Annotated in this window: 25 protein-coding genes and 3 pseudogenes; 17 read left to right on the forward strand and 11 right to left on the reverse strand. The window is 59.9% G+C overall.

What is annotated here, in order from left to right:
* The first annotated feature begins 987 nt into the window (after positions 1-987).
* The 3 genes from FVF58_RS48625 (at position 988) to FVF58_RS48635 (ending at position 3,527) form a co-directional block, all read left to right on the forward strand.
* Positions 988-1,575 carry a BPSL1445 family SYLF domain-containing lipoprotein gene (locus FVF58_RS48625; protein WP_149676631.1) on the forward strand — a complete coding sequence of 196 codons (588 nt, stop codon included), beginning with the start codon at positions 988-990 and terminating at the stop codon, positions 1,573-1,575.
* A 120-nt stretch (positions 1,576-1,695) separates the two neighbouring features.
* The gene (locus tag FVF58_RS48630) at positions 1,696-2,697 is read left to right on the forward strand and encodes an IS30 family transposase (RefSeq protein WP_246217567.1); all 1,002 of its coding nucleotides are present in this window, start codon (positions 1,696-1,698) and stop codon (positions 2,695-2,697) included.
* A gap of 602 nt (positions 2,698-3,299) precedes the next feature.
* Positions 3,300-3,527 carry a LuxR C-terminal-related transcriptional regulator gene (locus FVF58_RS48635; RefSeq protein ID WP_149676632.1) on the forward strand — a complete coding sequence of 76 codons (228 nt, stop codon included), beginning with the start codon at positions 3,300-3,302 and terminating at the stop codon, positions 3,525-3,527.
* Positions 3,528-3,622: 95 nt separating this feature from the next.
* On the opposite strand, the gene FVF58_RS53935 is transcribed toward FVF58_RS48635, so the two are convergent.
* Together FVF58_RS53935 and pgm are read right to left on the reverse strand one after the other, a co-directional pair.
* A complete protein-coding gene (locus FVF58_RS53935) occupies positions 3,623-3,850 on the reverse strand; it encodes a hypothetical protein (RefSeq protein WP_149676633.1) in 228 nt (75 codons plus the stop codon).
* Between the two features lie 256 nt (positions 3,851-4,106).
* Complete coding sequence (pgm, locus tag FVF58_RS48645) at positions 4,107-5,843, reverse strand: phosphoglucomutase (alpha-D-glucose-1,6-bisphosphate-dependent) (protein WP_246217568.1); 1,737 nt, start codon at positions 5,841-5,843, stop codon at positions 4,107-4,109.
* Between the two features lie 880 nt (positions 5,844-6,723).
* On the opposite strand from pgm, the gene FVF58_RS48650 reads away from it, so the two are divergent.
* The 5 genes from FVF58_RS48650 to FVF58_RS48665 all read left to right on the forward strand — a co-directional run bounded on the left by FVF58_RS48650 (position 6,724) and on the right by FVF58_RS48665 (position 10,597).
* Positions 6,724-7,920, forward strand: a complete 1,197-nt coding sequence (locus tag FVF58_RS48650; protein ID WP_149676634.1) for a DesA family fatty acid desaturase — start codon at positions 6,724-6,726, stop codon at positions 7,918-7,920.
* 199 nt (positions 7,921-8,119) lie between these two features.
* Entirely contained in the window at positions 8,120-8,311 is a 192-nt protein-coding gene (locus FVF58_RS48655) for a hypothetical protein (RefSeq protein ID WP_149676635.1), read from the forward strand.
* Positions 8,312-8,414: 103 nt separating this feature from the next.
* Positions 8,415-8,585 (forward strand): hypothetical protein, encoded by a 171-nt coding sequence (locus FVF58_RS55125; protein WP_425469036.1) that lies wholly within the window; start codon positions 8,415-8,417, stop codon positions 8,583-8,585.
* Between the two features lie 299 nt (positions 8,586-8,884).
* Positions 8,885-9,604 carry a Crp/Fnr family transcriptional regulator gene (locus FVF58_RS48660; protein WP_149676636.1) on the forward strand — a complete coding sequence of 240 codons (720 nt, stop codon included), beginning with the start codon at positions 8,885-8,887 and terminating at the stop codon, positions 9,602-9,604.
* Positions 9,605-10,441: 837 nt separating this feature from the next.
* On the forward strand, positions 10,442-10,597 hold the full coding sequence (locus FVF58_RS48665) for a hypothetical protein (RefSeq protein ID WP_246217569.1): 156 nt from the start codon (positions 10,442-10,444) through the stop codon (positions 10,595-10,597).
* A 10-nt stretch (positions 10,598-10,607) separates the two neighbouring features.
* Here FVF58_RS48665 and FVF58_RS48670 read toward each other — a convergent pair whose 3' ends face one another.
* Together FVF58_RS48670 and FVF58_RS48675 are read right to left on the reverse strand one after the other, a co-directional pair.
* Complete coding sequence (locus tag FVF58_RS48670) at positions 10,608-10,919, reverse strand: chaperone modulator CbpM (protein ID WP_149676637.1); 312 nt, start codon at positions 10,917-10,919, stop codon at positions 10,608-10,610.
* Positions 10,916-11,959, reverse strand: a complete 1,044-nt coding sequence (locus tag FVF58_RS48675) for a DnaJ C-terminal domain-containing protein (protein WP_149676638.1) — start codon at positions 11,957-11,959, stop codon at positions 10,916-10,918. Before FVF58_RS48675 ends, FVF58_RS48670 begins: the two co-directional genes overlap by 4 nt.
* Positions 11,960-12,481: 522 nt before the next feature.
* Here FVF58_RS48675 and FVF58_RS48685 point away from each other — a divergent pair.
* Together FVF58_RS48685 and FVF58_RS48690 are read left to right on the forward strand one after the other, a co-directional pair.
* The gene (locus tag FVF58_RS48685) at positions 12,482-12,754 is read left to right on the forward strand and encodes a hypothetical protein (RefSeq protein WP_149676639.1); all 273 of its coding nucleotides are present in this window, start codon (positions 12,482-12,484) and stop codon (positions 12,752-12,754) included.
* A gap of 60 nt (positions 12,755-12,814) precedes the next feature.
* Complete coding sequence (locus FVF58_RS48690) at positions 12,815-13,342, forward strand: universal stress protein (RefSeq protein ID WP_149676640.1); 528 nt, start codon at positions 12,815-12,817, stop codon at positions 13,340-13,342.
* Between the two features lie 194 nt (positions 13,343-13,536).
* Here FVF58_RS48690 and FVF58_RS48695 read toward each other — a convergent pair whose 3' ends face one another.
* The 3 genes from FVF58_RS48695 to FVF58_RS48705 all read right to left on the reverse strand — a co-directional run bounded on the left by FVF58_RS48695 (position 13,537) and on the right by FVF58_RS48705 (position 17,353).
* Positions 13,537-14,136, reverse strand: coding sequence for an acetate uptake transporter (locus FVF58_RS48695; RefSeq protein WP_149676641.1), 600 nt, complete (start codon positions 14,134-14,136; stop codon positions 13,537-13,539).
* Between the two features lie 56 nt (positions 14,137-14,192).
* Positions 14,193-16,166, reverse strand: a complete 1,974-nt coding sequence (gene acs, locus FVF58_RS48700) for an acetate--CoA ligase (protein ID WP_149676642.1) — start codon at positions 16,164-16,166, stop codon at positions 14,193-14,195.
* Positions 16,167-16,621: 455 nt separating this feature from the next.
* Positions 16,622-17,353, reverse strand: a complete 732-nt coding sequence (locus FVF58_RS48705) for a CBS domain-containing protein (protein ID WP_149676643.1) — start codon at positions 17,351-17,353, stop codon at positions 16,622-16,624.
* Between the two features lie 549 nt (positions 17,354-17,902).
* On the opposite strand from FVF58_RS48705, the gene FVF58_RS48710 reads away from it, so the two are divergent.
* Both FVF58_RS48710 and FVF58_RS48720 read left to right on the forward strand, forming a co-directional pair.
* Positions 17,903-18,304: a type II toxin-antitoxin system HicB family antitoxin gene (locus FVF58_RS48710; RefSeq protein ID WP_149676644.1), complete on the forward strand. Its 402-nt coding sequence runs from the start codon at positions 17,903-17,905 to the stop codon at positions 18,302-18,304.
* Positions 18,305-18,662: 358 nt separating this feature from the next.
* On the forward strand, positions 18,663-18,869 hold the full coding sequence (locus FVF58_RS48720; RefSeq protein ID WP_149675646.1) for a hypothetical protein: 207 nt from the start codon (positions 18,663-18,665) through the stop codon (positions 18,867-18,869).
* Between the two features lie 83 nt (positions 18,870-18,952).
* Here FVF58_RS48720 and FVF58_RS52400 read toward each other — a convergent pair.
* Positions 18,953-19,078, reverse strand: a pseudogene (locus tag FVF58_RS52400) (IS3 family transposase); the annotation flags it as partial.
* 150 nt (positions 19,079-19,228) lie between these two features.
* Here FVF58_RS52400 and FVF58_RS48730 point away from each other — a divergent pair.
* Positions 19,229-19,945, forward strand: a complete 717-nt coding sequence (locus tag FVF58_RS48730) for an IS6 family transposase (RefSeq protein WP_149676646.1) — start codon at positions 19,229-19,231, stop codon at positions 19,943-19,945.
* Positions 19,946-20,038: 93 nt separating this feature from the next.
* Here FVF58_RS48730 and FVF58_RS48735 read toward each other — a convergent pair.
* A pseudogene (locus tag FVF58_RS48735) lies at positions 20,039-20,280 on the reverse strand (Crp/Fnr family transcriptional regulator); the annotation flags it as partial.
* A gap of 324 nt (positions 20,281-20,604) precedes the next feature.
* Between FVF58_RS48735 and FVF58_RS48740 the strand changes: the two are divergent.
* The gene (locus FVF58_RS48740; RefSeq protein ID WP_149676647.1) at positions 20,605-21,474 is read left to right on the forward strand and encodes a slipin family protein; all 870 of its coding nucleotides are present in this window, start codon (positions 20,605-20,607) and stop codon (positions 21,472-21,474) included.
* A 165-nt stretch (positions 21,475-21,639) separates the two neighbouring features.
* Here the strand turns inward: FVF58_RS48740 and FVF58_RS48745 are convergent, their stop codons facing one another.
* A complete protein-coding gene (locus FVF58_RS48745) occupies positions 21,640-21,846 on the reverse strand; it encodes a hypothetical protein (RefSeq protein ID WP_149676648.1) in 207 nt (68 codons plus the stop codon).
* Between the two features lie 56 nt (positions 21,847-21,902).
* On the reverse strand, positions 21,903-22,070 hold the full coding sequence (locus tag FVF58_RS52145) for a hypothetical protein (RefSeq protein ID WP_188131203.1): 168 nt from the start codon (positions 22,068-22,070) through the stop codon (positions 21,903-21,905).
* Between the two features lie 869 nt (positions 22,071-22,939).
* Between FVF58_RS52145 and FVF58_RS53940 the strand changes: the two are divergent.
* The 3 genes and pseudogenes from FVF58_RS53940 (at position 22,940) to FVF58_RS48760 (ending at position 24,288) form a co-directional block, all read left to right on the forward strand.
* A pseudogene (locus FVF58_RS53940) lies at positions 22,940-23,257 on the forward strand (hypothetical protein).
* A 327-nt stretch (positions 23,258-23,584) separates the two neighbouring features.
* The gene (locus FVF58_RS48755) at positions 23,585-23,794 is read left to right on the forward strand and encodes a hypothetical protein (RefSeq protein WP_149676649.1); all 210 of its coding nucleotides are present in this window, start codon (positions 23,585-23,587) and stop codon (positions 23,792-23,794) included.
* A 164-nt stretch (positions 23,795-23,958) separates the two neighbouring features.
* Positions 23,959-24,288 carry a DUF2513 domain-containing protein gene (locus FVF58_RS48760; RefSeq protein ID WP_246217570.1) on the forward strand — a complete coding sequence of 110 codons (330 nt, stop codon included), beginning with the start codon at positions 23,959-23,961 and terminating at the stop codon, positions 24,286-24,288.
* Positions 24,289-24,328: the final 40 nt, after the last annotated feature.

A 24,328-nucleotide genomic window follows, 5' to 3' on the forward strand; every position in this document is an offset into this window, starting at 1 on the left:
CTAAGCCTCGCCGATCCGGCGCCGCCGGCAGTTCGTCGTCTCCGGCGGCTACGCCGCCTCCGACTCCTCACTACCGGCCAAGATGAATGTCGGTACACCGGACGAAATCATTGTCGCCCCCCAGGAGCTCTTCCTCAAAGACAAACATGGCCGGCTACGTAGCATCGACCGTACTCCGAAGCGGATGCAGTTGCGGTCCGACACCGTACAGACCTCCGGACGACGCAGCCCGAATGAGCAAACTCACGTGGGTTGGACATGCCCGCATCATGCGACTGCGGGTCCTTACGACATCACATTCGGACGCCCCTGTTCGCAGGGGAAGCTAACAGGTAATAGAGACCTCGACAATGACCGCTGCCGCGGCCCGGAAGAGGTCATTGTCATTTCATTCAGCGCGTTCTAGCGCTTCGTGTTCGAGGTATTCGCGGGTCGATATCGCCACTTGGCCGCCGCCGGATCGATTCCAGCCGCATCCCGCGTGCGCTTTTTCTCACGTTCCTCGTCGGCGTGGCCGTATTCCACCCGTCTATTCCGGGTGGGGTTATTCGCATCGGGCAGGAATGGCATAAGACCTCCTTTTGTCGGCTCGGTTACAGCTCAATTCGATCAGGGCGATACAGACCCTGGCGATCCGCTCGATCGCGCGCGTATCGCTCGCGCAACCTGTCCCGCTCGCGCTTTCCGGTCGACTGGCAGGGACGCTGCCCTTGCTCAATCGGATGTCCGCAGCGATAAAAGGAAACGCCGAAAATCAGCGCCATTCCGATCAGGATTCCCCACATTGCGTATGTCACGGTGTGGCCTTAAAGGAGGGAGAGACGGCTCATCGAAGGCATTGCGTCGACACCGGGGGTGGCGTGCGGAACGAGAGAAGCAGGAACGCATTGTGCAACCAAGAAAGCCTGGCGTCTGTACGCTGTCGTACCGCTTCTGCTTTCGCCGAAGCGTAGGGTCAGAGTCATCATCTGAAATCAGGAGAACATCATGCTCAGGCGAACATTCATATGGACTACACCGGGGTCGATCCTGGCGCTGGGCCTCGCCGTTTCTGGTTGCACGACATCCAGCTCGATCGACGCACACGGTCAGCAGATGGACAAGCGCCACACGATTGATGCAGGCGTCGACTCGACCCTGGCACGGCTTTATGTCGCGGCAAATGGCTCGCGTGAACTGGTCGGGAAGGCTCACGGCGTACTGATATTTCCGTCAGTCATCGATGCGGGCTTCCTGGTCGGCGGCCAGTATGGGGAAGGCTCATTGCGCGTTGGCGGACATACCATAGGGTATTACAGCACGGCCACGGGTTCGGTCGGCTGGCAGATCGGCGCGCAGTCGCGGGCGATCGTATTCCTCTTCATGACCGAGCAGTCGCTCAACCGGTTCCGTAGCACCGATGGCTGGTCGGCTGGCGCAGACGCATCAGTGGCGGTACTGAAACTCGGGGCGAACGGCGCAGTCGATACAAGCACGGCCACGGGCCAAGTGGATGCCTTTGTTCTGGCCAATGGCGGGTTGATGGCGGGCGCATCGCTTCAAGGCACGAAAGTCACCCGACTCACATCGCTCTAGAGAGCCCGGCACAAAGGACCTCCTACGTGACGAATTTCTGGTTTTCAGGTTGCGGAGGACCATGTTGCGAAGGGCGGCCTCAAATCTGAAGTGCAACACCGTTTCGTATAAGGTGTTGCGATGCACGAAAGAACTCAGTACCAGCAACTTCAACCTGAAGAGCGCCTCATCATTGCCAGCCTCCATCTACAGGGTTCGAGTATGCGGGCGATGGCCCGGATACTCGGGCGCTCGCCGGCCACCGTTAGCCGTGAACTGACGCGAAACAGCTCTCCTGCAGGTTACGTATCGGTGCCGGCTGAAGCGCTCAGCGCCGCACGCCGCAGTGCGGGCCGCCGCCCCGCAAAGCTTTGCCTGCAAAGCGTCTGCTGGCGTATCGTTCTCACCGTGCTCGAGTGGAAATGGTCACCCAGGCAGATATCGGGCACACTGAAGCGTATCCGACTGACCCGACCCAGCAGGTTTCGCACGAAACCATCTACACGGCCATCTACGCCCAGCCGCGCGGCGAACTACGCCCCCTGCCTGCGCCAGGGTCACATCACGCGCATGCCGCGTACACAAGGCACAGACCGGCGCGGACAGATTCCGGACATGATCAGTATTCATGTGCGGCCGCCCGAAATCGAGGACCGGCCGTTGCCTGGGCACTGGGAAGGCGACTTCATCAAGGGCGCGGGCAACCAGTCCTCGGTAGGTGTTCTGGTCGAACGGACCAGCCGCCTGGTGCTGCTTGCGAAGATGGAAGATGCCACCGCCGCTTCAGCGCTGGCGGGCATCTCCGCCAAACTCAATTCGATTGCCGAGCCATTGCGGCAGAGCTTCACCTACGACCAGGGCAAAGAAATGTCGCGACATAGAGAGCTCACCGCCGCGACCGGCGTGAAGGTGTACTTCTGCGACCCGCACAGTCCATGGCAAAGGGGCACCTGCGAACACACCAACGGGCTGCTGCGACAGTATCTGCCCAAAGGCACGGACCTTTCGGTCTACAGGCAGGACGAACTCGATGCCATTGCCGACAGTCTGAACAGCCGGCCTCGCGCCACTCACGCCTTCCATTCGCCATTCGAGGTCTTCGCCGCGACCCTTGCTTCAGCAAGTCAACCTCAAGGTTCCTAAACATTAATCCCGCTGTTGCGCTTCACCCTTGAAACCACCGAGCATAAAACTTTTGCACGGATGCGCCGTTCGTGCATTTGACGGCGACATGGGTTCTGTCAACCTGGTCTAATTCGATGACGAGTCGTGGGGCGTCCGCTATCGGGTTGTCGATACGCGTTAGTGGCCCGGTGGCAAAGAACTACTAATCGTAACTCACTGGCTGGCCGGGATGGGCTGGCTCGCGTCTGCTGTTTCAACCTCGCTGACCCGCGAGGTCATCCAGCGGAGTCCGGGCTATGACGACTCGGATCCACTCCATCGGAGTTACGAAGTCGCGCTCCACCAGCTTTATTGCAAGCACGGGGACTGGTCGAACGCCGGCATCCACTGCCAGGCGCACAGTCGATCATCGCCTGAGCCTCATTGACGAAATGTGTCGGGTGCGCTTCGATGTGGAACGCTTCGCGCAGATCCTGTCGTTATCTTTGGTTCGTGACGCGCACGCGGCAGCCGACCGCTCTTCGTGATTAAAAGTCAGGGCGGCGGCATTGCTTCGAATTGCGCCTCACGTCCCTTTTCTTCGTCGCACCGTCTGACACGTCATCCAACAGCGGCAGACTATGGAGCAGGTTCTGATCGGCCAGCCGAGCAAAATCATCGCCGCAGAGCTCGGGATCAGCCAACGCACGATCGGGAACCACCGTACCGCGGGCATGAAGAAGACCGGCTCCCGCTCCCTGCCCGCGCTGGCTCGTCTGGCGCTCGCCGCTGCTTCCCGCGATGCGCAGGCACCATCGTCAGCGGGCAACGATTTCCCGGTGGCGCCCATCGCGCGAACGTCGAAATGACAGGTCAGATGCGAGGATGGACCCGTCCTGCCACCGGTCCGCGCATCCCGGGCAGTCAACCGCGGCGGCCGCTTGATATGAAGTGACCAAAACTCCTACCTGGGTTTCGCGTTCAACGTCTTCCTGTGCGATTTCCGGGGATCGGGTGCAGGCGATATCTTCGTCGCACCGCCGATCGAGGGAGGATCGCTCGCTGGAAATGTGTCCTCGACAGCTTCGTCGATGTTGTGTTCACTCTTTTCACTATTCGGATGTTTCTCGGGATGCTGGGTACGCGTGATGATCTCCGGTAGTGGGTACGCGATACGCCATGTGCGGGACATAAGACGCAAAGCGTGGCGCTACGGCGAAACCACGCCCCACAACTGGACGGTACGGCGTGACTCGCCGCGCACGTCTATCTCAAGCCGAAATAGCCCAGCACAAACCGCTCATGGGGTGTTCTCCTGTGTGCACAGAGACCGGCTAAAACGGCCGGTGTGTGCCCTGTTCTGTTCCTCTGTCGGTAATGAAGCAACTCGCTGCCTCAGTGTGGCCGTTGGCGTCGGGGAAATCGGTACGGTGGAAGGCATTCCTGATTCAGCACACGGCGCGGACGACCGGACACGGGAGCGTACCGACTTCACTTCGGGTTGCGAACAGCGTATCCCTCGCGCCATCATCGGTGGCCGCCTGCGCCTCAAGCGTGCTGTCGACCATCGACTGGGCTTCGTCGACGATGCGTGTCAGGTGGTCCTCGCCGCGGAAGCTTTCCGCATAGATCTTGTAGATATCTTCGGTGCCCGACGGGCGCGCGGCGAACCAGCCGCTCTTCGTGACCACCTTGATGCCGCCAATGGGCGCGCCATTTCCCGGCGCCCGGTCGAGCACCTGCTCGATTTTTTCGCCGGCAAGTTCAGTGTGAGGAAACTGCGCGGGCGAGAGCCGTGCAAGCACCGCGCGTTGCGGCGCCGTCGCCGCCGCCTGTACGCGACGTTCGACCGGCTCGCCCAGTCGCTGGGTCAGATCACGGTAAATTTCGGCGGGATCCCGGCCCGTGCGGGTCGTGATTTCGGCCGCAAGCAAAGCGGTCACGATGCCGTCCTTGTCGGTGCTCCACGCCGTGCCGTCGAGCCGCAGACAACTGGCGCCCGCGCTCTCTTCACCTGCGAATCCCAGAGAGCCGTCCAGAAGTCCATCAACAAACCATTTGAAGCCGACCGGCACTTCGTAAAGCGTGCGGCCGAGTTTTTCCGTCACACGATCGATCATCTGGCTGCTGACTATAGTCTTGCCAACCGCCGCGTGAGCGCGCCATTGCGGTCGATTCGCGTACAGATAGTGGACGAGCACCGTGAGATAGTGATTCGGCGGCAGCAGCCCCGCATCTCGGGTGACGATGCCATGGCGATCGTGATCGGTGTCGCACGCAAAGGCCACGTCGAAGCGGTCCTTCTGGTCGATCAACATTTGCATCGCATACGGCGACGACGGATCCATCCGGATCCGTCCATCCCAATCGACGCTCATGAAGCGGAAGGTCGGATCGACTTCGTCGTTGACCGCGCTGAGATTCAGGTTGTAGCGATCGGCAATCGGCCCCCAGTAGTGCACGCCCGCGCCGCCAAGCGGATCGACTCCCAGGCGGATCGGCGCGCCACGCACCACAGCCATGTCGACAACATTGACGAGATCTCCGACGTAGGCGTTGAGGAAGTCGTGCCGGTGCGTCGTCGTGGCGCGCAGCGCTTTTGACAGACACATGCGCAGCACGCCATCAAGCCTGCTTTCGAGTAACCCGTTCGCCGCTCTTTCTATCCAGTTGGTCACCGTCTCGTCGGCGGGGCCGCCATTGGGCGGGTTGTACTTGAAACCGCCGCTTTCTGGCGGATTGTGCGACGGCGTCATGACGATGCCGTCCGCCAGACCCGCGGGCCGGCCGCGATTGTATGCAAGGATGGCGTGTGACACGGCCGGTGTGGGCGTGTATTCGCCGTTTTGCGCGATCATGACCTCGACGCCGTTGGCTGCCAGCACCTCCAGCGCACTCGCGTAAGCGGGTTCAGACAGTGCATGCGTATCGATGCCGATAAAGAGCGGGCCGCCGATACCCTGCTGCTTCCGGTAATGGCAAATGGCCTGCGTGATGGCGAGTACATGCCACTCGTTGAAGCTGCTCGTGAACGCCGAACCGCGATGCCCGGATGTGCCGAACGCGACCCGGTGCGCCGGGATCGCGGGATCTGGTTTGTCGGTGTAGTACGCCGTGACAAGCCGCGGCACATTGACCAGCATCGCATGGGGCAAGCGCTTGCCGGCGAGAGGACTGATGTTCATCGCGGTCTCCATGGGTAATCGCGAATCATGACGGCAACATCTGCGACGGCTGTAAAAACGGCGGTAACGCCGGATCAACGCATAGGTCGAGCTTTCGTGTCATGAGTCGTCGCGTTGCAATTCTCCGCTTCATCGATGCTGCCGTCTTGAGCGGACTCACCACTGCGCCGGTAGCAGGATCGCGTCCCGCAATCGCGAACGCCAGCCTTGTGGAGGACCACGGTCGGTGACAGCGATCGAACAGGATCGTCTGTCATGCGGCCGTGTCTGAAGCACCTTGAAACTACCGATTCAAGGCATCAGAGACACGGTGCCCATCATTGAGACCGGAGTCGGTACGGTGCCGTACCGGCCAGGCGCCGCCCCGCGAAGGTGCGGCCGCGTCACGAGTCCGCGAGCGTAGAGACACTCCTAGCGGCTATCAACCCGGCACGCTAGCAGCCAAAGACATCGAAACCGGTCGTTTGCCGGTCGCCCGCTCGCGGCGCAAACCGCTGCCATCACGCTTCGACATCCCGCCCTCTGGTACGAAACCGTACCGACATCGCCGGCCTTGGCGTACATCGTGTAGACGATCTCCCGTGAGTCGCATAGCTGCATGACGGGGTGGCCAAAGACGCACGAAGCAATCACGTCCGGTTTGCCCGGCCTGACTGCTGCGGTCCTCACGAATGGACACAAGACATGGACCCGCTCACGCTTTTTCTTCTCACCGCCTTCGCTTTCGCATCGATGGTTGTCTGGCAATCGTTTCGCCCTGAGTTTGCTTCTGTTGCGCCACAGACAATAGGGCGGCCACCACCTGAATAAAGCGAGGGAAACGGAGCGGGTTAGCCCGCGTCATCCCGACGCTCTGCTTTGCTATAGAAAGAAGACCGACTTGTTTAGTACTTCCCGGGCATTTTTCTCGAACGGCTTGCTTTCGCTGTTGTGGTGGCAAACTCTGCTGGCCACGCTGGTATTGACGCATGCCACGATAGTCAGCGTGACGGTCTACCTCCACCGCTGCCAGGCGCACCGCGCGCTTGATCTGCATCCGGCAGTGAGCCATTGTTTCCGCTTCTGGCTGTGGATGACGACGGGCATGGTGACCGGCCCGTGGGCCGCAGTCCATCGTAAGCATCACGCGAAGTGCGAGACCGATGACGACCCGCACAGCCCGCAGACCCGTGGTATCTGGAAGGTGCTGCTCGGAGGCGCTGAGCTCTATCGCGTCGAAGCGAAAAACGAAGAAACACTGCGCAGGTTCGGCCACGGCACACCGAACGACTGGATGGAACGCAACGTCTACGGGAAGTACCCGAATCTTGGCATAAGCCTGCTCATGGTGATCGATGTTGCGCTGTTCGGTATCGTCGGCATGTCGGTCTGGGCTGTCCAGATGATGTGGATTCCGTTCTGGGCAGGCGGCGTGGTTAACGGCGCCGGACATTTCTGGGGTTATCGCAATTTCGGTACTGACGATGCGAGCACGAATCTGATTCCCGTCGGTATTCTGATCGGCGGAGAGGAACTGCACAACAATCACCACGCTTATGCGACATCCGCAAAACTGTCGAGCAAGTGGTACGAACTCGACATCGGCTGGATGTACATCTGCATCTTTTCTGCATTGGGTCTCGCGAAGGTGAAAAAAGTGCCGCCGACACTGCATCGTGTCAAAGGCAAGGTGGTGCTCGATGACGATACGCTGCAAGCCGTACTTCGCAACCGCTACGAGGTCATGGCCTGCCTTGCGAGAGCGGCCGAACGCGCCTACCGTGAGGAACTCAAGCGCATGGGGCACGTCAGTCGCCGGGAAAGGTCCCTTCTTATGCGTAGTGCAAGGATGGGGCTTCGCAACGGGCTGGAGGCACAACGAAATCAGGATCGTCGACCGTTACCGGAAATATACGACCACAACCAGAAGCTACGTGCGTGCATGGAGTTGAGTGAGGGTCTGTCGGCGATGTGGGAGCGCTCCAACGCATCGCGGGAACAGTTGCTCTCCCAGTTGCAGGACTGGTGTCGTCTTTGCGAGCAGAGCGGGATCAGCGCGCTCAGGGATTTTTCGTTGAGTCTTCGGCAATACGCCTGACCTGCAGTCCCCGCCCCGCCGCTGCTTACCGAGCTACTGGCGGTGCATGCAGTTGATCTATCCTGCGAAACCGGGTCAGCGATCGATGCGGTTGTTTTTACTGACCTGAACGCCACTGTACAGACTTACCGTATCGTGCGTGGGATCGTGCTATCTCAACCTGCGCATCTGCCGGGATTATGTCGACGTGATCGGGTTTATGGCCGCCCCGCTCGCCGCCGCTGCATTGGCAACTGCCAAACGGGGCCAGGTATTCACGGTGCAGCTCGCCGACCGGACGCTACGCGTTGAAGGCGACCCGGTCCGTCTTGTACAGGCCGTCAACAACCTCCTGCATAACGCGGTGAAATACACGCCCAAATGGACCCATCACCGTGAATGTACATTCTGACGAACAGGACCTCGTCGTCTCCGTCAAGGACAACGGCCTGGGCATATCGGCAGCAGCACTTCTGCCATAAATTTTCGACCTCTTCGCTCTATCGAGCAGAACGATTGCGGCGACTGCTGGTGGTTTGGGAGTGGGTCCTGTCGTCGTGAAAGCCGTCGCCGAGTCGCATGGCGGAACCGTGTCGGCGGCCAGTGCAGGGCCCGGGACCGGTAGTGAATTCACGCTCCGGTTGCCCATCGTGATCGAAAGGCGCGTGGCTGGCGAGCCTGCGTGACCGCAGCTATGGAGCCGCAACCGCCAGTGTGCAACTGAGGCTGCCGCGGGCGACACGCGTTCCGCTGGAAGAATCGTCGGTGGAAACACAGCAAGCCACCATTGAGGCCGTCCCAGCGCAACCTGCCGCCGTTTGCACGAACTATAATTTCAAGAGGATTCCGGGTGCGTATTGCAATGCGGCGGCGTCCTCGCCAGTTTCGTCGGGAGCGTTTGTACAGCTACCGTCGAGACCTGATATTGTTAAGAACAATTCGGCGAGCAAGGCAGTTTCTGGACAAGCATGTCGGGGAGCGACACATGGCAAACGAGCAAGATCCCAAACAGAATCACCTGCTGTCCGTTCTGCCCGAAGCTGAGTGGGCGCGCCTTTCCCCCCATCTGGTCCGCATCGATATGCCCCTGGGACAGGTTGTGTATGAATCCGGCGACCGGCTCAGTCATGTTTACTTCCCCACCACGTCGATCGTCTCGCTGCTCTACGTCATGGAAGATGGCTCCTCCGCTGAGATTGCGATCGTCGGTAACGAAGGGCTCATCGGTATTGCACTCTTCATGGGCGGCGAAACCACCCCCAACCGCGCGATAGTGCAAAGCGCGGGCGAGGCGTACCGGCTCGATGCAAGGATCCTGAAAGAAGAGTTTCACCGCGCAGGGCCTGTGCAGCGGTTATTGCTACGCTATACCCAGGCGTTGATCACGCAGATGGCGCAAACAGCGGTTTGCAAACGTCACCACTCGATCGACCAGCAGTTGTGTCGCTGGTTGCTGCTTAGCATGGATCGCCTGCCATCAAACGAACTGAAGATGACCCAGGAACTGATCGCCAACATGCTGGGCGTGCGCCGATCCGGGGTCACCGAAGCGGCGTTGAAACTGCAGGACGCGGGGCTGATTCGCTACAGCCATGGTCATATCGAAGTGCTGGACCGCCCCGGACTCGAAAACCGCGTTTGCGAATGCTACAACGTGGTAAAGCGGGAATTCGATCGACTACTGCCTGATCTGAAGGCGTTGTGACGGAGCCCGTCAACTCGTGTGGTGGCCAGATGTACGGGTAAGCGCTTCGCGCTATGGCTCCCATCTGCACACACGGCGTTAAACCGCGATTGGTAACCGATCTCCGCTTGAGCGAGCCATACTCAAGCGGGTCGAACTATCCATCCGGCCATCAGCGACACTAGACCGTTAGCATTGTTGCGATCCGCTCAGCGACTCCCCGGCTGGTGCGCTTGGGCCCCATTCGATTGCTGTAACATGGTTGGCGCGCGCGTGCCTTGCCGGAGCGGTCAAGACCGGTGTGGTGGGTTGCCTTCGGGCTCGCCTGGCCGGCATCGGCGGATGCCGGCTTTTGCGCCGGAAGCGCCGTGCTCAGGCAACACGCCAGGATCAGAAACAGTAGCGTTCGAAGCTTGCATTTCCGATCGGGCCGTAAGCGGGTGTGGTCGACGTAGTCGCCAGCCACGTACATCAGCAATCCCGCCGCCGTCACGAGCTGCACCCGTTGCGTTTTCAGACACACCAATTCCGCTTGGGGAAAAGGCCAAGTGGCCGATTCGCTGTGGTATGACAATCATTTTCCATTTGCCACGCCTCTTCAGCCTGTCAAAAAGCAGTGGATATCTGATTCAGCGAGAGTGACACCCAGAATTACGGTCATATGGGATATCGAACAGTCTCTCATGCCAGGCGGGTGGGTGTTTGTACGGTATCGGTCCGACGTCCGTGGGTTCAATACACGAGCGAGCCGCTGTGCCTGGATCGAGTTGCATCTCGAAACTTGCCGGTCAGCGTCGCGACGCCCTTCCGGCGTTGGGGCGCAGGTTCGCTTCGGTCAAGGCACTCTATTGGAGCGCTATGCTCAACGGCGTCGTTGCGGTGCCCGTGATAATCCTCGTGATGCATCTCTCGATGCGTCCCCGCATCATGTCCGGTTACACGCTGCCGCCAACACTATGCATCCTCGGGACGGCGGCAACCGTCGTGGCGATGGGCCTCACGTGGTTTGCGTGAGGGATTCGCTCTATCGCTGCGGATATTGCGCTCGCAAGGCTTCGACCTCATCAAGCAGATCGAGTGCGAGCGCGATGCCCGCAGCGTTGATCTCGAGATCCTGCGCGAGACGGCGGGCCTTGCGGGCGCGCCGCAATGAGACGCCGTCAAAGTGCGGACCATCATTCTCGCTAACGCATTTCGGTTCAATCGCGCCTTGCTCGATCCATTCAAGGATCTGAATTTCAGAGGCGCCGGACACCCGGCACAATTCGAGTAGCGTCAACTCCACCTGCTCCTCGACGATCAGGCATTTGAGCCACGCCGTGCGCGATTCGTTCATGATGGATCACCTGAAAATTGCACGCGTGGATTGAAGTCGCATGCCTGTCGCAGTGCCTCGTAAGCGGCGCGTGCCTGCTCGCTGTCGGCCGATGGCAGAACGATGTTCAACCGCGCAAAGAGGTCGCCCGATGTACCGGCCGGACCGCTCGCTGGGATGCCCTTGCCTTTCAGGCGCAAGCGTTGGCCTCCGCCAGAACCTTTGGGTATGGCGATTTCGACGGTGCCGTCGGGCGTCGGCACGGTAATGCGCGCACCTAATGCCGCCTCCCAGGGCGCGACCGGCACGTCGATCGTCACATCGCGTCCGTCGACGCGGAAAAGTTCCTGCGGGCGCAACGCGATTTCCAGGTACAGATCGCCAGCCCGCCCCTCTCCGAAACCCGCGCCCCCCTGGCCGGCAAGCCGCAAATGCTGCCCAACGTACACGCCCTTCGGAATCGAGACATCGAGCGTCCGTGACTTCAGCACGACACGGCCGCTTGCATCGAGTACCGGCGTCTCCAGGGAGATCGTGCGCTGTGCCCCGCGATAGGTATCCCTCAGATCGATCGCCACTTTGGCGTGATGGTCCTGGCCTCGAGTCGAGTTCGGGACACCGCTATAAGCGTCCTCCATCTCTTGCGCCGTCGCATTGTGCCGGCCGCCGCCAGCAGCGTGCCGCGCACGTCCTGTCGAAGCGCGGCCACCACCTGCATGTTCTCCGCGAAAAAGCGCCTCGAAGAACTCGCTGAAGCGTGCATCCTCGGCGCCGCGATCGTCCGCGCCGCTGAATTCGAAACCTTCATCCCACTGGGGCGGCGGCTCGAACTCTTGACCATTACGCCACTGGTCGCCCATCCGGTCGTAGGCCGCACGCTTTTCCGTATCCTTGAGCACGCCGTACGCCTCGCCGACTTCCTTGAAGCGCGACTCCGCGTCGGCGAACTTGCTCAGGTCGGGGTGGTATTTACGAGCGAGCTTGCGATACGTACGCTTGATATCGTCCTGCGTCGCGCTGCGCGGCAATCCCAGCACTTCGTAATAGTCTTTGTATTTCATATCGAAGGCCTATGAGAGAGGCCGCGCGTGCACCTATTTCAGCGGTATCGCGGCGGTGAGTTGCCGTTCGTGAATAATTCGTCGCGCACCAGGTCGAATACCGCACGGCGATCGCACGATGCCTCCGGAATCCGCTACTTCGGCAGCGAAGAACCGGAGATGGTCGCAGCGCATTCGTCGGCGGCGGCGTCGGGCGTGGCCGGTGGGGACTTGAGAAAGGCCATGGCGTGAGATTCATGACTTGAAATGAGCGTGACGGCTTCGTGAACGAACTCCTGAGCGAGTGGATTGGTGATGTTGGAGAGACGGGAGAGCTTCCATAACCACGTTGCGCGCAGGACCGATCGAAGTCGGTACGGTGCCGTACCGCACCGCCGAATCCCACGCGATCTGTTCATTGCATTACATCGCTATTGAGCGCAAGGTGGTGCTATTCACTGTGCTGTTTCCGATCGGCCATTACGCCGTCGAAATCCGACGCGAGCCCAGCGAATCAAACCATTCGATAAGGAGCCCGTCATCATGACCATCCCCACCGCGACATACAACGGACACGAGTTACGTGCTTATGCTCACCAGCAATTCCCGCTTTTCGGCGATCCGTACGCCAAGGGCGCGCGGCGCTTTTCTTCGGTGGTGCGGATCGACACGATTCCCTTCAGCGAGGCGGACGCACGACGCTATTCGACGGTCTTCGACGCCGTGAGCCCCGCCACTTTTGACGACGCGATCGACCTTGCGATGCAGTTCGGCAAGGACATCGTCGACGGCAAGGTTCAGGCTGCCGCGCTCTGAGCGCACGCAATCCAATGCCGCGACGGCCGTAACCCTCGGAACAAGTTCCTGGAGGCCGACATGTATAAACGCATTCTGGTAGCGATCGACGGCAGCGAGACCGCCGAACATGCGTTCGACAGCGCGCTGCAACTCGCTCGCGACAATGACGCGCAGTTGCAGCCGCTCTATGTCGTCGCCAACCCTCTGATGGCATACGACGCGTACGGCTACGATCCAACGATCCTGCGCGACGCCTGCATTGAAGAAGGCCAGCGCCTGACGGCGGATGCACTGGCGAGGATGAGACACGAGAACGTGGCCGGCGTGCCGCGGATCGTCGACGTCGCGCCGATTGGCGAAGACATCCCGGAACGGATCCGCATTTCGGCTAACGAATTCAATGCAGACCTGCTAGTGCTTGGTACGCATGGACGACGAGGTTTCAAGCGTCTGTTCCTGGGCAGCGTCGCCGAACGCGTCGTGCGCAGCGCGAGCCTTCCGGTGTTGCTGGTGCCCAGCCAGCAAGCGCAATCAGCGGTCACGGAAGCCACCAGACGGCGACACGCCGACATCGCCGCTCTGATGTACGAAATGCCCCGCAAGTAGCAAAGTCCACCCATCGTGGCGAATCGGTACGGTGGCGGACTGCTCCCGCGCCAATGGCGCGCGGAAGCTTGCAAACGGCGCTCGTACTGATCCGGCAACCGACTTCAACGCGTCTTTCCCGTGAACACGCAGCGACCGTCCAGCCACTGCCGTCTAACCTGGCCAACAGGTCCCCGCATCGTTCAACAAGACTATCAGAGCGCAACGGCGTGACGGCTGAACACCCGTGGTTCGCCAACCGGCAGGACGACCCGGCCATGCACCTCATTGATCACATCGGCCGCGGACAGGTAGAACGCGAGAGCTGCCGCAACAAGTCCCAAGTAGCCGCCCGCCATGCGCAAGATGACCGAACCGGTCCACTCGCCGCCGGCCAGCAAACCGAAAGTGATCCACAGCGCCAGAAAGATCGCCTGCAATGCGCGCGGCGAGCGAAACGTGGCCAGCCACATATAGAACGTGAACGTCCCCCAGAGGAACAGATACCAGCCGACGAACGCGGCTGGCACTTTGTCGTGCAGAAACAGCACGAAGAGTGCGAACGACCACCAGAAAGCCCCATAGCTCAGAAAGGCCGTCGCGCCGAACGTATTGCCGCGCGGCAACTCCATGATGCCGGCAATGGCCTGCGCAGTCCCGCCGCTAGCTAGCGCGCAGGCGAGCACGAGGCCCATCGACTCGCCCGAAAACCAGCCAGCGTTGATCATGCTCAGCAGCCACGTCGTCAATGCAAAGCCAGCGAGACCCAGTGGCGCAGGGTTTGCAAGTGTAGTTCGGATCGGTGCGCTGGCCATGGCCTGCTCCTGAAGATGAAAAGCGATCCGGGGACCCCCGCGAGTTTCGCGAAAGATCACCCCAGCTGATCGAGAATTGCCGGATTTTCCAGCGTGGATACGTCCTGTGTGATCTCTTCGCCGGCCGCCAGCGAGCGCAGCAAGCGGCGCATGATCTTGCCGGAACGGGTTTTCGGCAAATTCTCGCCGAAGCGGATTTCCTTGGGCTTCGCAATCGGCCCGATCTCCTTGCCCACCCACGCGCGCAGTTCGTTCGCGATTGCAATCGCGTCGTCGCCTGTTGGCCGTTCGCCCTTCAGCACCACGAACGCGACGACGACTTCGCCGGTCGTATCGTCAGCACGACCGACGACAGCGGCCTCCGCAACCAGCGGATTGGCGACGAGCGCCGACTCGATCTCCATCGTGCCGAGCCGGTGGCCCGATACGTTCAGCACGTCATCGATACGTCCGGTAATCGTGAAATAGCCGGTATCCTCGTCACGCACCGCACCGTCACCCGCGAGATAGAGCTTGCCGCCGAGTTCCTCAGGGAAGTAACTCTTCGTGTAACGGTCCGGATCGCCCCATACGTTGCGCAGCATTGATGGCCACGGACGTTTGATGACGAGAATGCCACCCTGCCCGTTCGGCACATCATGGCCGGTCTCATCGACCACCGCGGCCATGATGCCCGGCAGCGGCAGCGTGCACGAGCCTGGCACGAGCGGCGTGGCGCCCGGCATCGGCGCGATCATGTGGCCGCCCGTTTCGGTTTGCCACCAGGTGTCGATGACAGGGCAATGGCTGTGGCCGACGTGCTCGTAGAACCACGTCCACGCAGCCGGGTTGATCGGTTCGCCGACCGTGCCAAGCAGACGCAGTGAAGTCAGGTCGAAACGGTCCGGATGCACCTTCGGATCGGATTCGGCCAGCTTGATCAGCGAGCGGATCGCGGTTGGCGCGGTGTAGAACACCGTCACGCGGTGTTTCGCGATCATCTGCCAGAAGCGGCCGGCGTTCGGATAGGTCGGCACGCCTTCGAACACCACCTGAGTCGCGCCGATCGCCATCGGACCATACGCGATATAGCTATGACCGGTAATCCAGCCAATGTCCGCGGTACACCAGAACACATCGCTGCGCTTGGCGTCGAAAGTCCATTTCATGGTTTGCGCGGCCCACATCAGGAAGCCGCCCGTGCTGTGCTGCACGCCCTTCGGCACGCCGGTCGACCCGGATGTATAGAGGATGAAGAGCGGATGTTCCGCGCTGACCCATTCCGGCTCGCAAGTGCCCGCCTCGGCTTGCGTAAGTTCGTGCATCCACAGGTCGCATCCCTTGTGCCACGCGACCTTGCCGCCCGTACGTCGATAGACAATCACGCTCTTCACTGCTTCGCAGCCGCCCATTGCAAGGGCTTCGTCCGCAATGTTCTTCAGCGGCAACGCCTTGCCACCGCGCATCTGTTCATCACAGGTGACCAGCGCAACCGCGCCCACATTGACGATCCGCTCATTGAGCGACTTTGACGAGAAACCGCCGAATACGACTGAATGGGTCGCGCCGATGCGGGCACAGGCCTGCATCGCCACAATGCCTTCGATCGACATCGGCATATAGATCACCACGCGATCGCCCTTTTTAACGCCACAAGTTCGTAAAGCGTTAGCAAAGCGGCTCACGCGTTCGAGCAACGCACGATAGGTCACCTGCGTGACGGCACCGTCGTCGGCCTCGAAGATCACGGCGACATGATCGCCGTTACCTGCTTCAACATGGCGGTCGAGGCAGTTATACGATGCATTCAGCGTACCGTCTCTGAACCATTCATAGAACGGTGCACGCGATTCGTCGAGAACCGAAGAAAACGGCGTTTTCCATTGCAGTGTTTCGCGCGCGAGACGAGCCCAAAATCCTGGGTAATCGCGCTCTGCCTCGGCGACTAGCGCGCGATAGGCATCCATACCGGAGATAGCGGCGTAAGCCGCCACGCTGGCGTGCGGGAGGAACGCCTGCGGTTCCTCCAGAATTGAATCGGTAGTTGACATTTCGTGTCCCTCGCACGCTTTCCCGCGTGCTTTATGGATGTGCTTCGGCTAATCGTTGCAGTGCAGTGCTTCGGCGCAACGTGCGACCGTGCGCGTGGATTAGACCGCACATAGGATTGCCAGGTAACTTCTATATTGTTGCGCAGCGCGATTACCGCGAGCCCCGTTGCGCCGGGCATCGCTGAGCAATCCACGAGATCGGACGAATCTCGCGACCGCCGCTCCGGGCCCATCTCGGGGATGGGGGACAAGTCGGTCAGAAACGCCCGCTCACGCGAAACTGTTTCGGTCGCTGCGATTGGCAAACACAGCAGGCTTACGTCGACTGTGCGCGTGTGGCGGCGGGAACTCGGTACGGTGGCGTACCGGCCCGTAAGATAATTTGCTGCTCAGCGTATCAGGAAAGCAATCACCAAAGGAGTGTGAGTGTCAGTCGGTCTTTGTCGCACGACACCTCATTCCACAACGTGGTCCTCGCGGTCGATCTCGCCGGCGGCGTGTCCCCAGATCTCCTCGTCACGCCCCTCCGGTGTACCTTCGCGCTCCCAGATTTCCCGGGCCCTTCGCAAGATTCGGGCTACTCTCTCCGAGGTCGGCTCGCGTTCTTCGACTGTTGCACCTTGTGCATCGACATGAACGCTGATGACGTCGTAGCCGTTCGCGAGCTGCTGCCAGGATTTGACCTCTTTCATCTCTTCAAACTGACGAGTGGCCGTCGCAATTGCCTGTTCCTTTGTGCCTTGGGCCACTGCAATACGCATCAACTCGCTGTGATGCGGATGCCCCTGGTGATCAAAAAACGTTTTGTGGAAGATTATCTCGTAAGGTCGGCGTTCGGAGGCACCACCGTTTAACCTGGTCATCGACACGATACCGGTGAGGTGTTTATCGACACGATCGAGAACGGCTAGACGCTGCACGTGGCTGTCCCGCATGATCCTCGCGGCTTCTTCAGTCGTATCGTCGTCGAAGCAAAAAAGGATCTCGGCCGACATCGCCTCGCGTACTGTCATCTCACCGACATTGCGTCCATCGGCGACACCGCGCATCGTGATATCGCGGTCCGTGATCATTCCGATAACGCGGTCGTGCTGGCATACCGGCAGAGCGCCGATATTTTCTTTCTTCAGCCTGCGGGCTGCAGCATCGAGAGTTTCCTCCGCCTGCACGCAGACCGGCTCGCTCATTACATCTCTGATTAGCACGACATTGCTCCTCGTACGGATTTCTATAATGGAAATGCCCGCCCAACGCGGTAAGCAGCGGATCTCGGATCGGGGAGGATGCGGCTGAAAGCGTGATATAGGCGCTGTCCGGGCACCTTGTGATTCAGTGTACGCCTAGCCTGGCGAGAATGCGTATCACGGGGCAAAGAAAACCGGCGCGCGCTGGATCGCTAGAACCGCCGTCTTGCAATGATTGCGACCGTCGCTGTGAGCGCCTCATGCGCTCCGTGGGTGCTGCCTTTTCCTCGGCGCGCCCCGTGGGGCCCGAACGGCCGGAGATCGAGTCAGAATACGGCCCCTCGCCCGAGCGATTCCCTCCATAAATGAGTGGCTTCGACCTTTCCTCGATATGGCGTTGCAATGAAACAAGAAAGTCATTGCGTATTCCTACGCGAAGCGTCTAATGAAACATGCGTGCGGACTCAGTCAGTTGTCGGTTGTACACCCAGCACCCCTGGCGTGGCGTTGCACAGCGAGCGTCTGTCGGCGCTCCACTCCAAGGAGCAGATCATGCAATATCCGCTGTATGTCCATCGGAATGGCGATGCGGGCTTTCTCGCCAGCTTCCCCGATTTCCCCACCGCCGACGCGAGTGGCGATTCGTTTAGCGAACTGACGCACAATGCCCAGACGACCGTGGAAGCAATGTATGACCGCAGCGAGCAACTTATCCCCGCCCCTACCTGCGATACAACGGAATTGCAGGCGCTCCAAATGGACGATGGCAACGGGATCTGGGTATTTGTCGACATCGATCTGGCGCGTGTTACCTCGAAATCCGTGGGCATTCAGGTCCATCTGCTTGAGAGCCTGCTTCAGCTAGTCGATGCAAGGTCAAAAGAGCGCCGCATGACGCGCTCTGCATTCGTCACACTGGCGCTTATTGATGAACTGAAGAAGCAGGACGGCTAACCATCGTCTTTCCGTTCAGTTCAGGAACATGACGCGCAGGCGCGGGGCACTTCCTGGAAGCGCCGGGATGTGACCGTGCGATCCCTCGACTACGTCGTTGCCTGCCGTCAGTCGGGAACAACCAGTAAGGATGATATGACGCACTCAATGTGGGGCATCGCGGTCGGGCTGGCGCTCATGTTCAGCGCGGCGCTGCGTCGGTATAGGCGCAACGTTCTGCGAAAGCGGGACATCCGCTGGCTTGATGAACACCATATATTGGACAGACTACGCAAGCAATTGGAGCTGTCACCCCGGAAATGACGCACGCCAGGTGGCGCGTCCAGGAAGAAAGGCTGGTAGTTAAGGAGTTGGCAAAATGACCCTGAATTACGCAGGCAGATCGCATGACGAAGCCGTGGCGGCGCGCCACAGGCAGAAACAGAAGGCACAGGAACAGGCCGGCGGCGAGATGGCGATAGAAGGGACAGAGGGCGACGCAACACATAGTTGCGGCGAACTCTCCGAACGGGGCAAGCAGGTCTGGAGAAGTGGAAGCGGGATCAACGGTGGCGGAAGAGAATGAACTGCACCCCAAAAGTTGGAAACCCGTCCAACGATTTGGGGTGTTTTCTTGAACCGCTCGGATTTCCTGGACAGGTCCCGAAGTTAGTGTTCCACGTTTAGACCGCCTTCGGTTTCAGGTTGAAGGCGGAACTGCCGGGCGAATTCGCCCGGCGTCAAATCGTTGAGCGCCATGTGAGGCCGACTCTCATTGTAGTCCCGACGCATAGCAGCACCGCGCCCCTCACTACAAAACTGATCATCGATTGGCTCATAGCCGCCTCCTTTGAGGTCAGAACCATGCTTATATCTTAGGTAACCAGAGAAATGGTATCGTCACGTTGTTGGCGGGTTGAGGGAGAAGCGGCGACAATCGCGGACATGAAACGGACCACTTTGCCGCAGCCCGCGCCAGCCACCGACACCATTTCCTACGCCGGCTACCGGTTTCCGCCCGATGTGATCAGCTACGCGGTGTGGCTGTACCACCGTTTCCCGCTGAGCCTGCGCATGGTCGAGGAACTGCTGGCCGCCCGTGGCATCGATCTGACCTACGAGACAGTGCGACGCTGGTCGGTAAAGTTCAGGCTGGGGATTGCCCGGCATATCCGGTCCACCGAGCTGGCGCGAGGCGACAAGTGGCACCTCGATGAAATGGTCGTCACGATCAATGGCAGGAAGCACTGGCTGTGGCGTGCGATGGACCAGCATGGCGCGGCGCTTGACGTGCTGATGCAAAGCCGGCGCGACCGGCACGCGGCCCGGCGCCTGATGCGCAAGCTGCTCAAGAAACATGGGCGCGCGCCGCGTGTACCTGTCACCGACAAGCTCAGGAGCTACGCGGCGGCGAACCGGGATCTGGGGCTCAAGGTCGAACATCGCCAGCACAAGGGGCTGAACAACCGGGCGGAAAACTCGCACCAGCCGACACGGGTGCGCGAGAAGGTGATGCGCCGCTTCAAATCAGCGCGTCACCTGCAACGTTTCGCTTCGGTCCATGATCAGGTGGGCAATCTGTTCATGAATTGCCGTTACCACACCGACGCAAAACAGAAGCGGGTGCATCGCACCCTGGCCTTCGAGGCTTGGAAAGCGTGACGGGCGCTCCGATGCGGGAGCGACTCGCCGCTTAAATTAGGCCTACTTACAGACGGCGTGTTCGAGCGCGTGCCGTTCGACAACTTGACAATACCCGACGATTCCTTCCCTACCCACGATGGCAATTTCGGCAGACGCGCCGTCCTCCATCACGTACAGCGGCGACACGATCGACGTAGTTGGAAAATAGACATGGTCGAGTTGGTCACCCGATTCGTAGACAATCTGACCGAGCGGCATGTCGACCTCCACGAGGTGTGGTGCGAGGCGGCCCACTCGACCGCGGGTAGCGCTGCCAGCAGCTGATTCGCTTTCGGACCTTGATCATCTGGCATCGACGACTTCTCGCAGCAGCCACTGCAGCACGCCTGTGCGCCGATATGCGCTGCGACGGCGGCAAAAAACACCTTCGTACGAGCCCCGTTATCCTATCTCAAGGCGTCCATGGAAAGTCCAAAGAGGCGACTGCGTTCTGTGGACCGGTTGGCATCAGTCCGCATTCAGGTACGGCACCGTACCGATTCTTTCGGCGATTCGGCACACGCTGTTTCTGGGCCCTTTGGACTTCTCATCCCACAGCGCCCACGGCGGCCGCACGCAAGATTGCCATCACAGGTTGCTCGCGGCAGTTGCGGCCGTCTGCAGGACGGAGAACCATCATGAATCCCATCACACTATTTCTTTCCGCCGCATTCGTGCTGGCTGGCCTGGCCGTTGGCGAGTGGGTGAACCTGTATCTGGCTCCGCCTCTTTTTGTCATTGCCATCCTCATCGCGCTCTCCGTGAAAGTTGCGAACGTCTGGCAGAAGTTCGTCATCTTGCGTGTCGGAAAACTGCAGAGCGTCAAAGGAGCGGGCTTTTTCATGATCATTCCTGTGCTGGACAGCGTCGTTGCAGTCATCGACGAGCGCATTCAGACAACCGCCTTCAATGCAGAAGAGGCATTGACCAAAGACACGGTGCCAGTCAATGTTGATGCGATCATTTTCTGGCATGTCCACGATGCGCAAAAGGCCGCGCTCGCCATCACCGATTACCGGCAGGCGATCGATCGTGTTGCACAGACGTCGTTACGCGAAATGATTGGCTCTTCGATGCTGGCCGCATTGCTCTCCGATCGAAGAGCTGCCGACGCGCATTTGCGTGACGAGATCGGGAGCAAGACCGCCAACTGGGGCATCACCGTCCGTTCCGTGGAGATTCGGGATGTCGCGATTCCTGTCGCGCTGCAGGACGCCATGTCCCGGCAAGCGCAGGCCGAACGCGAGAAACAGGCTCGCGTGATTCTGGGTTCTGCAGAAGCCGAGATCGCCGCAAAATTCGTCGAAGCGGCACAGGTGTACGAGAACCATCCGGGTGCGCTTCAACTGCGCGCGATGAATATCATCTATGAAACGACCAAGGAACGCGGCGCGACGATCCTGATCCCAAGTTCGATGATCGACAGTTTGAATCCGCCGCTCGCGCTGGCGATTGCCGGCCATGATGTGGCAGGGGCCGCGGTGACGCCTCTGAAGACCGCGGCGTAGGCGAGTTGGATAACCGATTGCAGGGCGCTCGCGATAGCGGACGACCTGGACCCCACCTTGCCACGTTGCCCATGTTCACCAGCGTCGCTCGACAGCAGTCTGCCGATTCACGAGCGATGCGCGCGAAATGAATTGCTCCGCCCGCATCGCATCGACGAGACCCTATCACTCCTTGCCCCCACCGTTGATCCCGCTTCCACTTCTCCAGACCTGCTTTCCCCGTTCGGAGAGCTGGCCGCAACTATGCTCCGCGTCGGCCTCCGTCCCTTCTATCGCCATTTCGCCGCCGGCTTGTTCCTGTGCTTTCTGCTTCTGCCTGTGGCGCGCCGCCACGGCTTCATCGTGCGACCTGCCTGCGTAATTCAGGGTCATCTCGCCAACTCCTCCAAAAGGTAGTCTTTGCAACCTGCCAATCTCCCGAGCGCGTGTCATTTCTCAAGCGACAATCCCAAATGCTTGCGTAGCCTGTCCAATACATGATGTTCACCCAGCCAACGGATCTCCTGCTTCCGCAGGAGGCTGCGCCTGTACCGCCGCAGCGACACGCCGATCATCAGCGCCAGCCCGACCGCGATGCCCCACATTGCGTACGTCATATCATCCTTTTCAATCTGTTCCCGATTTACACCAGGCGACAGATTACGCGATAGAAAAATAGCGCTCGCGTGTCCCCGCGCTTTCAAAAGTCGGAAGTTGTGTCACTCAGTGCTTATGACGCATCCATTCCCGGATCGGATGCATGTCTGGCCAACGGGCAACCGGCTCGTCCTTGTGTTCCCGGCCGTACCGTACCGCGGCAAATATCGCGACGCGTAGCACCACCGCGATCCCACTACAAAACCGATCATTGACTGACTCATGGCAGCCTCCCTTGAGGTCGGAACCTTTCGGTCCGAGAAAGCTTGTGGACTTCGCCTTGCATGGTGAGCCGGAGGGGGCCTGATCGGCCGGACATACTTCGCGGCGTTTCGGGTCCCAAAGCAGGCGTTTCCGATAAGCTACACTGTGAACCCTTTTGTCACGGGCGGCAGGTAAGCGTCAACAGCTACCGCGCAACGGATGCAGGGGATTCCAGCCCTTAAGGGGCGCCAAAAAAAAATACGTCTGCCATTAGTCTGCATCGATTTCGCGAGCGATAGTGAACCGTCGAGGCTGCCTGCAGATGAATCGAAGACCGGCAGTCACGTTCGGCTTACGTCTTTTCTGCTTCCAGTGGTTTTGCTCAATCATGCCATCTGCCCACGTCGTTGCGCCCGCGCATCGCGTCGCCTGACGCCGCTCCCTGCTGCGCTACATGCATCGACAATGCACACGCTACCCGGGCACGGGGTAGTAAGACGGCTAACGTCCGGTCGCCGGACAGTTGATGTGGATGGAGCTGTTGGTCGGTGCACTGACCGATAGTTAAAGCTTATTTAGCACAACAGGCCTACACTGGAAACAGGACAAGTCCGGAAGCAGTACCATGGTCGAAGCTACTCCGCAAAGCACCTTTCACGGTCTTGCATTGACTCCGGAGCAGGATGCAGAAGTCAGGCATTACATAAAGAGGAAAACGCAGCATGGCGCGCCGTGAGACACGCCGGAGTTGGAGGCAATGCTTGACGACATGCTGGTGCCCCCGAGCGACGAAGACGGAGGATCAGGCGCAACTGTCGACGAAACGAACGCGGTCACGGAGCGCGCGACAGCTTCCGTCGACGAGACCATGGCACCCATTGAGGCAAGCGAGGAGCGGCATGCTGCCATGGAAACTGAGGGGATGAGGGGACCCAGGGGTTGAATCCCGGTTAGCGCACGCGACTGGTGTCGAGATTCACCCGGCGCGTTCGGATCGTGGCATGAGTCTGTTCGGGACGCAACCTCACACCCCGAGTCTGTGGTCCATGAACCTTGATCGGCCGGTCTTTTCGTGGGTGGATCGATCGGCATGAGGGACGAATCGACGGCTGCGCGTCGCCATTGTTTTCGGATTACTAATCGAAGATCCAGCCGCGCCAGCGCAATCCCGCGTTCACGGACGGGCACACAAGTGCAGGCGGGAACTCGCCCAGGTTGCAAGCACCCCGACCCCGCCAGATGCTGACACGACACACTTAATGGAGGACATATGAGTATCACCCGGAGGTTCCTTTCGGAAGACAACGAAACACAGTCTATTGATGTACCATTTTTCCTGCCGCGCACAGAGCCGGTCTCAAGGTCGGAGCCAAAGCTAGCCGGGGATCCGTTCCTGTCACCGCGTGAAGCCGCTCGCGACGAGCACGAAAAGACAATCAAACACACGATGCCGGACGACCCGCAAGGGGATTTCGCCTGAAGAACGTCGATCGTTGACCCACACGGGTCGCGTTGTGCCGCGCCTCCCACGGAACTGCGCGGAAGCGCAAAGAGGTGTGCGCACGCCAACCTGGGATGCTTGCGCGGACCTTGTACCCTTGGCCCCATCTCGATGAGTTACGCCATCTACGACAGGAGGAGATCGTGAAACGCGATATGAATCTGGCACTCGCGATATTGAAAACCCTCGAGGAAAACAAGTCCCCGCACCTCAGCGAATTTGACATTGAAAGCGCGCTCAAGGACTCGTTCGACGTTTCGAACCGGGGTGTGGGGTATCAGTTGAACCTACTGGCCGACGCAAATCTTGTGCGCTCGATGGGTAGCGACTGGCGGCTAACCTGGGATGGCCACGAGTTTTTGAAGGCGGCGGTCCCGAATACCTTCGAAGGGCTTTGTCAACTTGTCGAGACTGAGGCGGAAAGACGGCAGGAAAGAGCATCCCTCAGAAAGCGTAGGACGGATTTCGGGTGACTTCGGTGATTTCGCACCACGCAACGAATCGCGCCGCGAG

Source organism: Paraburkholderia panacisoli, assembly GCF_008369935.1.
In the GTDB taxonomy this organism is placed as follows: Bacteria; Pseudomonadota; Gammaproteobacteria; order Burkholderiales; family Burkholderiaceae; genus Paraburkholderia; species Paraburkholderia panacisoli.